13 protein-coding genes are annotated in these 13,377 nt (G+C 74.9%); 5 read left to right on the forward strand and 8 right to left on the reverse strand.

The genetic code is table 11. From position 1 onward, the window contains the following. Nucleotides 1–24: 24 nt before the first annotated feature. Nucleotides 25–540: a gamma carbonic anhydrase family protein gene (locus OF852_RS06315; protein ID WP_271120949.1), complete on the forward strand. Its 516-nt coding sequence runs from the start codon at nucleotides 25–27 to the stop codon at nucleotides 538–540. 50 nt (nucleotides 541–590) lie between these two features. Here OF852_RS06315 and ftsY read toward each other — a convergent pair whose 3' ends face one another. Then, nucleotides 591–1,460 carry a signal recognition particle-docking protein FtsY gene (gene ftsY, locus OF852_RS06320; protein WP_271120950.1) on the reverse strand — a complete coding sequence of 290 codons (870 nt, stop codon included), beginning with the start codon at nucleotides 1,458–1,460 and terminating at the stop codon, nucleotides 591–593. A gap of 101 nt (nucleotides 1,461–1,561) precedes the next feature. On the opposite strand from ftsY, the gene OF852_RS06325 reads away from it, so the two are divergent. Then, complete coding sequence (locus tag OF852_RS06325; protein ID WP_271120951.1) at nucleotides 1,562–2,134, forward strand: histidine phosphatase family protein; 573 nt, start codon at nucleotides 1,562–1,564, stop codon at nucleotides 2,132–2,134. A gap of 9 nt (nucleotides 2,135–2,143) precedes the next feature. Here OF852_RS06325 and OF852_RS06330 read toward each other — a convergent pair whose 3' ends face one another. Together OF852_RS06330 and smc are read right to left on the reverse strand one after the other, a co-directional pair. Beyond that, nucleotides 2,144–2,593, reverse strand: coding sequence for a hypothetical protein (locus tag OF852_RS06330; protein WP_271120952.1), 450 nt, complete (start codon nucleotides 2,591–2,593; stop codon nucleotides 2,144–2,146). 87 nt (nucleotides 2,594–2,680) lie between these two features. Beyond that, a complete protein-coding gene (gene smc, locus OF852_RS06335; RefSeq protein WP_271120953.1) occupies nucleotides 2,681–6,370 on the reverse strand; it encodes a chromosome segregation protein SMC in 3,690 nt (1,229 codons plus the stop codon). Nucleotides 6,371–6,517: 147 nt separating this feature from the next. Between smc and OF852_RS06340 the strand changes: the two genes are divergently transcribed. Further along, entirely contained in the window at nucleotides 6,518–7,624 is a 1,107-nt protein-coding gene (locus OF852_RS06340) for a GNAT family N-acetyltransferase (RefSeq protein ID WP_271120954.1), read from the forward strand. Between the two features lie 169 nt (nucleotides 7,625–7,793). Here the strand turns inward: OF852_RS06340 and mutM are convergent, their stop codons facing one another. The 4 genes from mutM to OF852_RS06360 are packed head-to-tail and all read right to left on the reverse strand — an operon-like array spanning nucleotide 7,794 to nucleotide 10,196. Further along, entirely contained in the window at nucleotides 7,794–8,747 is a 954-nt protein-coding gene (gene mutM, locus OF852_RS06345) for a bifunctional DNA-formamidopyrimidine glycosylase/DNA-(apurinic or apyrimidinic site) lyase (protein ID WP_271120955.1), read from the reverse strand. A 1-nt stretch (nucleotide 8,748) separates the two neighbouring features. Next, entirely contained in the window at nucleotides 8,749–9,489 is a 741-nt protein-coding gene (rnc, locus tag OF852_RS06350) for a ribonuclease III (protein WP_271120956.1), read from the reverse strand. Continuing rightward, nucleotides 9,486–9,689 (reverse strand): 50S ribosomal protein L32, encoded by a 204-nt coding sequence (gene rpmF / locus OF852_RS06355; RefSeq protein WP_271120957.1) that lies wholly within the window; start codon nucleotides 9,687–9,689, stop codon nucleotides 9,486–9,488. The genes rnc and rpmF overlap by 4 nt, the downstream gene beginning before the upstream one ends. A gap of 18 nt (nucleotides 9,690–9,707) precedes the next feature. Beyond that, nucleotides 9,708–10,196 (reverse strand): YceD family protein, encoded by a 489-nt coding sequence (locus OF852_RS06360; RefSeq protein ID WP_271120958.1) that lies wholly within the window; start codon nucleotides 10,194–10,196, stop codon nucleotides 9,708–9,710. Nucleotides 10,197–10,291: 95 nt separating this feature from the next. Between OF852_RS06360 and cofD the strand changes: the two genes are divergently transcribed. After that, nucleotides 10,292–11,287 carry a 2-phospho-L-lactate transferase gene (gene cofD, locus OF852_RS06365; RefSeq protein WP_271120959.1) on the forward strand — a complete coding sequence of 332 codons (996 nt, stop codon included), beginning with the start codon at nucleotides 10,292–10,294 and terminating at the stop codon, nucleotides 11,285–11,287. Between the two features lie 121 nt (nucleotides 11,288–11,408). On the opposite strand, the gene cofC is transcribed toward cofD, so the two are convergent. Continuing rightward, nucleotides 11,409–12,020 carry a 2-phospho-L-lactate guanylyltransferase gene (gene cofC / locus OF852_RS06370; RefSeq protein ID WP_271120960.1) on the reverse strand — a complete coding sequence of 204 codons (612 nt, stop codon included), beginning with the start codon at nucleotides 12,018–12,020 and terminating at the stop codon, nucleotides 11,409–11,411. A gap of 257 nt (nucleotides 12,021–12,277) precedes the next feature. Between cofC and OF852_RS06375 the strand changes: the two genes are divergently transcribed. After that, nucleotides 12,278–13,279 carry a putative F420-0 ABC transporter substrate-binding protein gene (locus OF852_RS06375; protein ID WP_333781471.1) on the forward strand — a complete coding sequence of 334 codons (1,002 nt, stop codon included), beginning with the start codon at nucleotides 12,278–12,280 and terminating at the stop codon, nucleotides 13,277–13,279. Nucleotides 13,280–13,377 lie beyond the last annotated feature (98 nt).

Below are 13,377 nucleotides of genomic sequence, written 5' to 3' on the forward strand. Positions count from 1 at the left end.
CGCGGCACGGGGTACGGTGACGGGATGGCGACGATCCTGCCCTACGGCGACGACCACCCCGAGATCCACGAGGAGGCCTGGGCCGCGCCCACGGCGACCCTCATCGGGCGCGTCCGGCTGCATCCCCGGTCCAGCGTCTTCTACGGCGCGGTGCTGCGCGCCGACCGGGATGCGATCGAGATCGGCGAGGGCTCGAACCTGCAGGACAACGTCGTCGCGCACGGCGACCCCGGCGTGCCGACGGTCGTCGGCCGCGGCGTGAGCGTGGGCCACGGCGCGATCCTTCACGGCACGACCGTCGAGGACGACTGCCTGATCGGCATGGGCGCGACGCTGCTCAATCGGAGCGTCATCGGGCGCGAGTCGCTCGTCGCGGCCGGAGCCCTCGTGCTCGAGGATGCCGTGATCCCGCCGCGCTCGCTCGTCGCCGGCGTCCCGGCGAAGGTGCGGCGCGAGCTCACCGAGGAGGAGGTCGACGGGATCCGCCGGAACGCCGCGACCTACCTCGAGCTGGCGGCGGCGCACCGCGCGCTCGCCTGAACGCACCCCTCCCGAGGGCCGAGCGGAGGCGGGGTGGTCCGTGGGCGGCGTCAGCCGACCAGCTGCTGCGCGAACACGTGCGGCGTGAAGCCCGTGAGATCGCCGATGCCCTCGCCCTGGCCGACGAGCTTGATCGGGATGCCGGTGCGCTCCTGCACGGCGAGCACGAAGCCGCCCTTCGCCGAGCCGTCGAGCTTCGTGAGGACGAGCCCCGTGACCCCGGCGTGCTGGATGAAGGCCTCCGCCTGCGCGAGCCCGTTCTGGCCCGTCGTCGCGTCGAGCACGAGCAGCACCTCCGAGATGGGCGCCTGCTTCTCGACGACGCGCCGCACCTTCGCGAGCTCGTCCATGAGGCCGCTCTTCGTCTGCAGACGCCCCGCCGTGTCGACGAGGACCATCTCGATGCCGTCGCGCTTCGCGAGCTCGACCGTCTGGAAGGCGACGGATGCGGGATCCTGCCCCGGCTGCTCGGGACGCACCACCCGGGCGCCCGAGCGCTCGGCCCAGGTCGCGAGCTGCTCGACGGCCGCCGCGCGGAAGGTGTCGGCCGCGCCGACGACGACCGAGCGGCCGTTGTTCACGAGGAAGCGGGACAGCTTGCCGATCGTCGTCGTCTTGCCGACGCCGTTGACGCCGACGACGAGCACGACCGCGGGGCGCTCGCTGAGCTTGAGGGTCGGGTCGAGGCGGGCGAGGCGCTCCTCGATGCCCTCCCGCAGCATCCGCTGCAGGTCCTTCGGATCGGTCGTCCGGTAGCGCTCGACCTTGCCGCGCAGGTCCTCGACGATCTGCTCCGTGATGTCGGGGCCGAAGTCGGCGCCGAGCAGCGCGTCCTCGAGCTCCTCCCACGTCGCGTCGTCGATCGTGCGCTTCGCGAACATGCCGCGCAGCGCGCCGGAGAGCGAGAAGCCTGCTGCCATGCCCTCAGCCTACTGAGCGGCGGGCACGGCGACGCCCCGCTCGAGACGGGGTCCGGGTCCCCCGATTCGGCGCGGGCGGCGGCGCGCGCCAGGATGGGGGCGTGACCTTCGCCTTCATCCGCCACGGCCAGACCGACTGGAACCTGCACAAGCGCCTCCAGGGCGCCACCGACATCCCCCTCAACGAGACGGGGCGCCAGCAGGCGCGGGATGCGGTGGCCGGCCTCGCGGGCGGCGGCTGGCAGGCGATCGTGAGCTCGCCGCTGTCGCGTGCGCGGGAGACCGCCCAGATCATCGCGGACGGGCTCGGCATCGAGTTGGGGCCGGCGTACGACGAGCTCATCGAGCGCGACTACGGCGAGGCCGAGGGCGTCGTCGAGGCGGAGGCCGAAGAGCGCTGGCCGGGGAAGACGGCGCCGGGCATCGAGCCGATCGACGAGGTCGTCCGGCGCGGCCGCGCGGCCCTCGACCGCATCGCCGAGGACTATCGCGACGAGGACGTGCTCGTGGTGTGCCACGGGACGCTCATCCGCTACACGCTCGCCGAGCTCGCCGGCCGCGAGCTGCCCGCGATCGTCAACGGCTCGGTCTCGACCTTCGGGCTCGAGGGCGAGCGGTGGCGCGTGCTCACCGTCAACGACGAGCCGCTCGAGGACCTCACCCCGGAGGACTGAGGCGGTCGGCTAGGCGGCCGCCAGGGCGACGCCGTTGACGACGGCGATCACGAGCCCGAGACCCGCCAGCACGAACGGCCAGAACCGCACGGGGATGAAGAAGAACGTCGAGGTCGGGCGGATCCACACCGGCTGCCCCGTCTCGGGGTGGACGACCGCGACCGTGCGATGGGTCCGCATCCCGCCGCCGGGGCCCGGCTCGGGCTGCGCCAGCTTCTCGACGACCGTCGCCTGGCGCGGCTTGTCGATGACGCGGCCGATGGTCGCGCGGGCGACGAGGTGCAGCAGCCCTGCGGAGAGCACGAAGCCGATGCCGACGAAGACGCCGACCCCCGGCCCGGACTCGGCGGCGGTCGTGCCGCTCGCCGCGGCGACGACGTTCGCGAGGAGGAAGCCCAGCAGCACGCCCAGGCCGACGAAAAGGAGGACGAGGATGCCCCAGCGGCTCCAGATGATCATGACGGCTCCTTCGGATCGTGGCGCCAGCCTCCCATCGCGAGCGGAGCTCGGTAATGGGGAGCGGTCCCCCGGCCGCGGCGGGCGGGCTCAGCCCGCAGCCGCGGCGGTCGCCGCGCGCTCCGCCTCGGAGACGACGCGCTGGCCGACGACCGCGCTCACGCCGTCCTGCCGCATGCTCACGCCGTAGAGCGCATCCGCGATCTCCATGGTGCGCTTCTGGTGGGTGATGACGATGAGCTGCGAGCTCTCCCGCAGGTCCTCGAAGATCGCGAGGAGGCGGCCGAGGTTCGCGTCGTCGAGCGCCGCCTCGACCTCGTCCATGATGTAGAACGGGCTCGGCCGCGCCTTGAAGATCGCGATGAGGAGCGCGACCGCCGCGAGCGAGCGCTCGCCGCCCGAGAGCAGCGACAGCCGCTCGATCTTCTTGCCGGCGGGCTTCACGGAGACCTCGATGCCGGTCGTGAGCAGGTGCTCCGGGTCGGTGAGCTGGAGGCTGCCCGAGCCGCCCGGGAACAGCACCGGGAACACGCGGTTGAACGCCGCCCGGGTGTCCTCGAAGGCGGCGCCGAAGATGTCGCGCATGCGCTCGTCGAGCTCGTCGATGATCGTGAGCAGGTCCTTGCGCGTCGCCGTGAGGTCGGCGAGCTGCTCGGTGAGGAAGCGGTGGCGCTGCTCGAGCGCCGCGAACTCCTCGAGGGCGAGCGGGTTCACGCGGCCGAGCTGGCCGAGCTTGCGCTCCGCCTTCGCGAGACGCGCACGCTGCTCGGCGCGGTCGAAGGGGATGCCGGGGGCGGTCTCCTCGGGCTCGGTCTCCTCGCCCTCGGCGTCGCCCTCGTCGGCCGCGTCGGCGACCTCGACCGCCTCGTCCTCGGTCCGCTCCGCATCCGGATCGCCCTCGGGGGCCTCGGCGAGCGCCGCCTCCGCCCGCTCGTCGTCCGCGGTGCGCGGCTCGGCGCGCTCGATCGGCGCATCCGCCGGCACCGGGACGTGCGGGCCGTACTCGGCGACGAGCACGTCCTCGACGAGCCCGAGCTCCCCGGCCGCGCGCTCGAGGAGCGAGGAGAGGTGGAGCCGCTTCTCGTAGGCCTGCATCTCGAGGCCGTGGACGCTCTCGTTGAGGCCCTGCAGCCGCTCGCGCAGCCCGGCCTCCTGCGCGCGCAGACCCGAGAGCTCCTCGTTCTGCTTCGCGCGGTCCGCCTCGGCCCTCGCGAGCTCGACGCGCGCCTCCTGCGTCGAGCGGTCGATCGAGGCGAGGACGGGCGGGAGGGCGTCGAGCACCTCGCTCGCGGCCGCGACCTGGTGCTGGCGGAGCACCGCGAGGCGGGCGGCCTCCTCGGCCGCCTTGCGCTCGGCCTCGAGCTGCTGCCGGAGGCTCTCCGCGGCGGTGCGCTGGGCGCGCACCCGCTCGCGGGCCGTCTCGAGCCCGACGCGCTGCTCGACCTCGGCGGCACGCGCCGCCTCGAGCTCCGCGAGCAGCCCGTCGCGAGCGGAGACGTCGAGGATGGGGCGCGGCGTCGCGGCATGCTCGTCGCGTCGGATGACGGCCTGGTCGACGGCCTGCTCGGCGGTGCGGGCGGCCTCGGCGAGGGTGTCGACCGCCTGGGTGAGGCGCTCCGACTCGGCCTCCACGGCCTCCACCTGTGCGCGGGCGCGGGCGAGCGCCTCGCTGCGCGCGGCGAGCGACTGGTCGTGCTCGCGGAGCGCCGCCGCGGCGGCCTGCGCGGTCGACTTCGCCTGCTGGAGGCCATCGCGCGCCTCGGCGAGCGCGAAGGAGGAGCGCTCGATCGTCGTCGTCACCGCAACGAGCTGCTCCTCGGCGGCGTCGCGCTCGGCCGCGAGCTCGAGGCGGCTGCGCCCGCCCGTGCCGCCGCGGAGCACGTGCTCCGTGAGGATGTCGCCCGCGCGCGTCGCGACCGTGACGTGCGCGATCCCCGAGAGCGCGGGCCAGGCGGCGCGAGCGGCCTCGACGTCCTCGACGAGCACGACGCGGGCCAGGAGCCCCAGCACCCCCGCGGGACCCCGGACGAGCGAGGATGCCGCGTAGGCCCCGGCGGGCAGCCCGCCGAGCGGCTCCCCCGGCGCGGCGTCCGCGACGACGATCTCGACCCGGCCGGCGTCCGCGTCGCGGGCGTGCGCGAGGGCGCCGTGCGCGGCATCGCGGTCGTCGGCGAGCGCCGCCTCCGCGAGCGGGCCGAGGGCCGCCGCGACGGCCGCCTCCCAGCCTGGCTCGACGTCGAGGCTGTCGGAGACGATGCCGCGGATGCCCGCCTCGCCCGCGATCGCACCCGAGCCGTCCCGCTGGTCGACCGCCATCGCGAGGGCGCTCACGCGGGCCGCGAGCGCATCCCGCTCCCGCTCGGCGGCGTGGAGCTCATCGCGCAGCCGCTCGACCTCGTCCTGCGCGGACTGGACGCGCTCCTCGGACCGCTCGACCTCGCCCTGCATCGCCTCGCTGTCGCCCGCGGGGGCGTCCTCGCCCTCGTCGAGCTCGCGGAAGCCCTGGCGGGACTCGTCGCGGCGCCGCTCCGCCTGCTCGAGCGCGGCGCGCTGCCGCTCGAGCTGATCGCGCGTCGCGGTGAGCCGGGAGGCGGCGACCTCGACCGCGCTCACGAGACGCGCCTGCTCGAGGTCGTGCTGCGAGACGAGCGCGCTCTGCGCGCTGATCTCCTCGTCGAGCGAGTCGAGGCTCGCCCGGGCCGTCGCGGTCGCGGCGCTCGCGCGACCCAGCGCCGTCTCCGCCTCCGCGATCCCCGACTCCAGGCGCTTCGCCTCCTCGCGGGCCTCATCGACCATGCCCTGCGTGACCGTCGCCGACATGCCGGGAAGCTCCGACTGCTGGCTGAGGAGCGTGAGGCGCTGATTCGCGAGCGCCGAGAGCGAGCGGAGGCGGTCCTGGACCTGCTCGAGCGCGAAGGCGACCCGTCGGGCCTCGTCGACCGCATCCCCCGTCATCGACTGCTCGAGGCGGCCCTGGCGGAGCTTCGCCTGGTCGAGCTGCTCCTGGAGCACGAGGCGCTCCGTCTTTCGCTCGCCCTCCGACTTCGAGACGTCCGAGAGGGTGCGGCGCAGCTCCACGATCTCGTCGGCGAGCAGGCGCGCCCGCGCGTCGCGGACGACGGCCTGGATGGTCTGCGCCTCGCGCGCGATCTCGGCCTGCTGGCCGAGCGGCCGGAGCTGACGGCGGATCTCGCCCGCGAGATCCGAGAGGCGGGTCAGGTTCGCCTGCATCGCCTCCAGCTTGCGGAGCGTCTTCTCCTTGCGGCGGCGGTGCTTGAGGATGCCGGCCGCCTCCTCGACGAAGCCGCGGCGCTCCTCCGGGGTCGCGCGGAGGATCTTGTCGAGCTGGCCCTGCCCGACGATGACGTGCATCTCGCGGCCGAGACCCGAGTCGCTGAGGAGCTCCTGCACGTCGAGCAGCCGGCATCCCTGCCCGTTGATCGCGTACTCGCTGCCGCCGTTGCGGAACAGCGTGCGCGAGATCGTGACCTCGCTGTACTCGATCGGGAGGGCGCCGTCCGAGTTGTCGATCGTCAGCGTCACCTCGGCGCGCCCGAGGGGACCGCGGGTGGAGGTGCCCGCGAAGATGACGTCCTCCATCTTGCCGCCGCGGAGCGTCTTCGCGCCCTGCTCGCCCATGACCCAGGCGAGGGCGTCGACGACGTTCGACTTGCCGGATCCGTTCGGCCCCACGACGCAGGTCACGCCCGGCTCGAACTGGAACGTCGTCGGCGAGGCGAAGGACTTGAACCCCTTGAGGGTCAGGCTCTTCAGGTACACGCGGCGGCAGCTCTCTCGTCCGGCGACCGGGCTCGCCCCGGCGGTCGATCAACGCTAGCGGATGCCCGGCCCGCCCCCGCCTCGACAACCCGGGCGGCGCGGGTCTAGCCTGGCAGGCTGCCCGTCGGGCGGCGGAGGAGATGCGTCATGTCCGCGCAGCCGTTCGAGCTCGTCGAGCTCCCGATCCCCGAGACCCTCGACGGCCCGGGCGGAGAGGACTTCGCGGCGACCGTCGAGGTCCGGAACGCCGTCGAGGAGGAGGTGTACGGGACCCCTGAGTTCGCGTACTCGGCCGCCGAGCTGCTGCCCGGCTGGCGCAATCAGGAGCACGAGCCGAAGCGCCTGCTCACGGCGCGGGTCGACGGGCGCCTCGTCGCGCGGGCGGTCCTCCAGACGAGCCCGCAGACCCCCGACACCGCCTGGCTGCAGATCCAGGTCGCACGCGAGGCCCGTCGGCGCGGCATCGGCGCGGCCCTCCACGCGCGGCTCGAGTCGTGGGCTCGCGAGGCGGGCGTCGTCAAGCTCCTCGGCTGGGGCGCGCATCCCGAGCATCCCGGCGAGCGGCTCGAGCCGCCGACCGGCTTCGGCAGCATCCCGGCCGGCAACGCGGAGGTCGCCTTCCTCCTCGCGCACGGCTGGCGGCTCGAGCAGGTGGAGCGCTGCAGCCGGCTCGTCCTGCCGGCCGAGCCCGGCATCCTCGCCCGGCACCTCGCCGAGGCCGAGGCTGCGGCCGGGCCCGACTACCGGGTCGTGACCTGGATCGACCGCGTCGCCGACGACTGGGTGGAGGACCTCGCGCTGCTCTGGACCCGCATGTCGACCGACGCCCCGAGCGCCGGCATGGAGGAGCCCGAGGAGGTCTACACGGCCGAGCGGGTCCGCACCGAGGAGCAGGTGGCCCTCGACGGCGGCCGCACCCGCCTCTTCGCCGCCGCCGAGCACATCCCCACCGGGCGCCTCGCCGGCTTCACGGTGCTCGACGTGCCGCCCGAGACGCACCGCAGCGTCGGGCAGGAGGACACGCTCGTGCTCCGCGAGCACCGCGGCCACCGGCTCGGGATGCTCGTGAAGCTCGCCAACATCGCCTTCCTCGAGCGCGAGCAGCCCGGCCACCCCGCGATCACGACCTTCAACGCCGAGGAGAACCGCCACATGCTCGCCGTCAACGAGGCGGTCGGCTTCACGGCGATCGCCACGGAGGGCGCGTGGCGCAAGGACCTCGCCGAGGTCGGGAGCCTGACGACCGCCCCATGACCGGATGCGGTGAGGGGTCCCATATGACGGGTTCGGGAGGCCGGAACCGGTCATATGGGACCCCTCACGAGCGCAGCGCGCAGGCGGGCGCGGCGATCACGGCGGGCGCGGCGCGGAGGGGCTGAGGCGCCGAGAGGCCGCGGGGAGGACGCGGGGCGCACGGTCCGCGTCAGGCGGGAAGCGGACGGGGCCGGGGTGCGCGCAGGCGCTGGCAGAAGCGGCAGAGGTGCGAGCCGCGGTTCATGAAGGTCTCGCGCACGATCGGCCGGCCGCAGCGCGGGCACGGCTCGCCCTGCCGCCCGTACGCGTTGAGCGAGTGCGAGAAGTACCCGGAGGCGCCGTTCACGTTGACGTACTGGGCGTCGAAGCTCGTGCCGCCCTCCGCGAGCGCCTTGCCGAGCACCAGCCGGACCTCGGCGAGCAGGGTCCGTGCGCGGGCGCGGCTCAGGGTGCGGGTCGGCTGCTCGTAGTGGATGCGGGCCGCCCAGAGCGCCTCGTCGGCGTAGATGTTGCCGATGCCGCTCACGAGCGTCTGGTCGAGGAGCGCGCGCTTGACGGTGGTGTCGCGGCGGGCGAGCGCCTGGAGGAAGCGCGCGTCGTCGAAGGCCGGATCCATCGGGTCCCGGGCGATGTGCGCCGCCTGGCCAGGGACCGTGTCGCCCGGCACCCCGGGCGCCGGCAGGAGGCGGTCGAGGGCCATCGACCCGAAGATCCGCTGGTCGACGAAGTCGACGCGCAGCCGGCCGTGCTCGGGATGCCGGACGCCGATGACGATGCGGGTGAGCCGGTCGCGGGGCGCCTCCGGCTCGCGCAGCAGCACCTGGCCGCTCATGCCGAGGTGGACGACGAGCGCCTCGGACGGCTCGCCGCCGAGCGCGGCGCCGGCGGCGGCACCCGCACCGGCACCGGCGGCTCCCGGCTCGAGCGGCACCCACATGAACTTGCCCCGTCGGCGCGGGAGCCGCATCCTCGCGCCCGTCAGGCGCTCGACGAAGTCCTCCTCGGGGCCCTCGTGACGGCGCAGCGAGCGGGCGTCGAGCACCTCGGCCGATTCGACGACGGCACCCTCGACGGCGGGGGCGAGCCCCGCGCGGACGACCTCGACCTCGGGCAGCTCGGGCATGTCAGGAGCCGGCGGATGCGGGCGCGGCACCGCGGCGGCGCGGCCGGCGCTCCATCGAGAGCGCCGTCCAGGCCTCGAGCGCGGCCGCCATCTCGGCGTGCTTCTTGCTCGTGCCGGTGCCGGTGCCGACCGCATGGTCGGCGAGGAGCACGGTCGCGTGGAAGCGCTTGTCGTGATCGGGGCCGGATTCGGCGACCGTGTAGTGCGGGATGCCGCGGTGCAGGCTCGCGGCGAGCTCCTGCAGGCTCGTCTTCGGGTCCATGGCGGCGCCGAAGCGGTCCGCATCCCCCAGCAGCGGCTCGACGAGGCGCAGCACCATCGCGGTCGCGGGCTCGTCGCCCGCCGACAGGTAGGCGGCGCCGATGACGGCCTCGACCGCATCCGCGAGGATCGAGGACTTGTCGCGGCCGCCCGTCTGCTCCTCCCCCTTGCCGAGCAGGAGGTGGGCGCCGAGCCCGATCCCGCGGGCGATCTCGGCGAGCGCGATCGTCGACACGACGGCGGCGCGGCGCTTCGCGAGGCCCCCCTCCTCGAGCTCGGGGAACCGGCGGTAGAGCATGACCGTGACGGCCTGCCCGAGGATCGAGTCGCCGAGGAACTCGAGGCGCTCGTTGTGCGGGATCCCGCCGTGCTCGTAGGCGTACGAGCGGTGGGTCAGCGCAAGCCGAAGAAGCTCGGGGTCGATGTCGACCCCGAGCTTCTCGAGCAGCTCCTCACCCGGGGGGTGAGCTGACGACGTCAAACGTCGGCGACCTTGCGGCCCTTGTACTCCAGGTAGAGCGGCGTGCCGGCCGAGTCCTCGACGACCTTCGCGCGATGCGGGAGGCTGTAGACGGTCTTGCCGTTCTCGACGGTCTTCACCAGGGCGGGCGCGTCGGCCTTCCACTGCGAACGACGGGCGTGGGTGTTGGCTCGCGACTGCCGGCGCTTGGGAACAGCCATGGGTCTCTCTTCTCTGTCTTACTGGGCACTCGCGGTGCCGGGGTCATCGGTGGTGGTGTCTGCCTCGAAGCCCTCCAGCGCGGCCCAGCGCGGATCCATGACCTCGCGCTGCTGGGGCGTCGTCCCGGGCGCCAGCTTCTCGCCCGTCTCCGGGTCGAGTCCTGCGCAATCGGGCCGGCATACCGGCTGGAACGGCAGTGACAGCACCACCGCGTCTCGCACCACCGGTTCGAGATCCACGTGATCATCGCGAACCTGGTAGTCGAGAGCTTCGTCGACAGAATAGCCGAACAGCTCCTGGATATCGACTCGGACCGGGAGCTCGACGGGGTCGAGGCACCGGACGCACTCGCCGCGGGCGGTCGTGCGGACGTCGGCGGTCACGAGGATGCCGTCGTGCAGGCTCTCCAGCCGGAGGTCGATCCGCACCGGCTCGCCCTCGCGGACGACCGCCACGGCCTCCCCGATCTGCTCGGGGGCGGTGAGCTCCAGCTCCAGCTCGCGCATGTCGCCGGGACGGCGCGCGACATCGCGGACCGGGACGGTCCATGGGGTCGGGGCGAAGACAGGCACGGCGGGAGATTCTACGCGAGGATGGCCGGATGAGCAGGCCCCTCCCCCGCGTCGTCGTCCTCGCGGGCGGCGTCGGCGGCTCCCTCTTCGTGCGCGGGCTGCGGGAGGCGCTGCGGGAGCGGCATCCCGGCGTCTCCGATGCCGAGCTCGCGGCGGCGATCACGGTCGTCGTCAACACCGGCGACGACCTGTGGCTCGCGGGGGTGCGGCTCATGCCCGACATCGACTCGCTGCTGTACCGGCTCGCCGGCGTCGCCGACGAGGAGCGCGGCTGGGGGCGCCGGGAGGAGAGCGAGCGGGTGAGCGCGGAGCTCGGCGCCTGGGGCGTCGGCTGGCCGTGGTTCACGCTCGGCGACCTCGATCTCGGCACGCACCTGGCGCGCACGAGCTGGCTGCGCGATGGCGCGAGCCCGGGCGAGGTCGTCGCGCGGCTCTCGCGGCGCTGGCCGCTCGGCGCGACCCTCCTGCCGATGACGGACGCCGAGGTCGACACGCAGGTGCGCACGGCGGAGGGCGACCTTCACTTCCAGGAGTGGTGGACCCGGCACCGGGCTTCGCTCGCACCGCTCGGCTTCGACAACCCGGGCATCGAGGATGCGCGGCCCTCGGCCGGCGTGCTCGAGGCGATCGGGGCGGCGGATGCCGTGCTCATCGCGCCCTCGAACCCGGTCGTCTCGATCGGGCCGATCCTGCGGGTGCCGGGCGTGCGCGCCGGGCTGGCCTCGGCATCCGCGCGCGTCGTCGGCGTCTCGCCGGTCATCGGCGGGGCCGTCGTGCGGGGCATGGCCGACGTGTGCCTCACGGCGATCGGGGTCGAGACGCGCGCGGCGGCGGTCGCCGCGCACTACGGGGCGCGGGACGCGGGCGGGCTGCTCGACGCGTGGCTGCTCGCCGAGGAGGATGCCGGGGAGTCCGCCGAGGTCGCGGCGCTCGGCGTGCGGGCCGAGGTGCGGCCCCTCTGGATGCGCGAGGTGCCGCTCGCAGCGCGGCTCGCGGCCGACGCGCTCGACGTCGCGCTGGGCTGAGCGCCCCGCCCGCCCGCGAGAGGTGGGTTTCTCCGCGTTCGCGAGAGGTGGGTTTCTCCGCGTTCGCGGCGAGGATCCTCGCGGCGAATGCGGAGAAACCCACTTCGCGGGGAGGAGGGGGTCAGCGGGCGGGGGCGAGCACCGCGGCCGTCGCGGGGCCGACGCCGAGCCCGACGAGCGCCGCGAGGTCCTCGGCGGTGTCGAGATCGCGTCGGAGGCCCGGCCCCGCCGTCTCGTCGACGGCGACGTGCCCGAGCGCGGCGTGTGCCGCGGCGGAGCCGGGACCGAAGCGCGGCTCGAGCCGCACCCCGCGCGCCGTGAGGAGCGTCGTGCCCGTGCCCTCGGCATCCCGCACCATCGCGAGGGGATGCCGTGCCGCCGCGGCGAGCGCCGCATCCAGCTCGGCGGGGCGGAGCGCGGGGAGGTCCCCCAGCAGCACGGCGATGCCCTCACCGACCGCCGGCGTGCTCCCCGGGTGCGCGAGCCCGGCGCGGATCGCCGCGAGGAGGCCGCGACCCGGATCCGCGAGGACCGAGACCCCGGGCGGCAGCACGCGGGCGTCGAGCGGGTCGCCGCTCACGACGAGCACCCGCTCGACCGAGTCGGCCGCCGCGGCGGCGGCGATCGTGTCGAGCGCGACGGCGCGCGCGAGCGCCGGCCGGTCCTCGCGCGGGTCCAGCCGGGTCTTGCCGAGCGCCGCCGACTTCACGGGCACCACGATCGACCATCGCACCCGGCGACCCTAACCCGGCGACTCCGGCCCGACGACCCCGACCCGGCGCACGCGCGCGCGACTCGGCTCGGCCGGCGGCGACCCCCGGGCTCGCCCGACGACCCCGACCCGGCGCACGCGCGCGCGGCGCGGCTAGACTCGCGGCGACCCCCGGGCTCGTCTGGCCCGGTGCGCCTCGTCCGGTCCTCGGCGGGCACGGTCCGCGCGCGGGCATCGACCGCGCCGTGCCGCCCTGCCCTCGGACCCCGGAAGGCCCCGTGTCCCGCATCCGCTCCCGCGCCATCCCCGCGCTCGCCCTCGTCTCGCTCGCCGCGGCGGCCCTCGCCGGCTGCGCCGCCGTCACCGCACCCGGCTCGCCCGCCTCCCCCGCGGCGGGCGGAGCCGGGGCCGACACGATCCGCAACTGCGGGGTCGAGGTGCCGATCGGCCGCGCCCCCGAGCGGGTCGTCACGATCAAGTCGACCTCGACCGAGATGCTCCTCGCCCTCGGCCTCGGCGATCGGATCGTCGGCTCGGCGTTCGCGGACGGCCCGGTGCCGGAGCGCTGGGCGGCGGAGGCGGCCGACATCCCCGTGCTCTCCGAGCAGGTGCCGGGCGAGGAGGCGGTGCTCGAGCTCGAGCCGGACCTCGTGTACGCGGGCTGGGAGTCGAACCTCGGCGCGGAGGGCGCGGGCGATCGCGCGGAGCTGCAGGCGCTCGGCGTCGCGGGCTACGTCTCGCCCGCCGCGTGCCGCTCGGCGGACGTGCCCGGGCCGCTCGGCTTCGAGGAGGTGTTCCGCGAGATCGAGGAGGTCGCGACGATCTTCCACGCGGATGCCGAGCCGCTCCTCGCGGAGCAGCGCGCCGAGCTCGCGGGCATCGAGCCCGTCGAGGGCGCTCCGACCGCGCTCTGGTACTCCTCGGGCGGCGACACGCCGTACGTCGGCGCGGGCGAGGGCGCCCCGCAGCTCGTGCTCGAGACGGCGGGCCTTGAGAACATCGCGTCCGACGTCGAGGGCGCCTGGGCGAGCCTGGGCTGGGAGTCGATCATCGCCGCCGACCCGGATGCGATCGTCGTCGTCGACGCGAGCTGGAGCACCGCGGCGTCGAAGATCGCGAAGCTCGAAGCCGATCCCGCGACGCGCGAGCTCTCGGCGGTGCGAGCCGGGAACTACATCGTGGTGCCCTTCGCGGCGAGCGAGGCGGGGGTCCGGACGGTCGAGGCGGCGGCGTCCGTCGCCGAGCAGTCGCGCGAGCTCGGGCTGGGGCGGCGGCCCTGAGCACGGGCAGCGCGGGGCGCGCAGGCAGCGCGGGCCGCGCAGGCCGTACGCCGCGCCGCCCGCGGACCGTATGGGGCGCGCTCGCCCTGGTCGGCATC

Origin of the sequence: Homoserinibacter sp. YIM 151385, assembly GCF_027912415.1 — a bacterium.
Taxonomy (GTDB): domain Bacteria; phylum Actinomycetota; class Actinomycetes; order Actinomycetales; family Microbacteriaceae; genus Schumannella.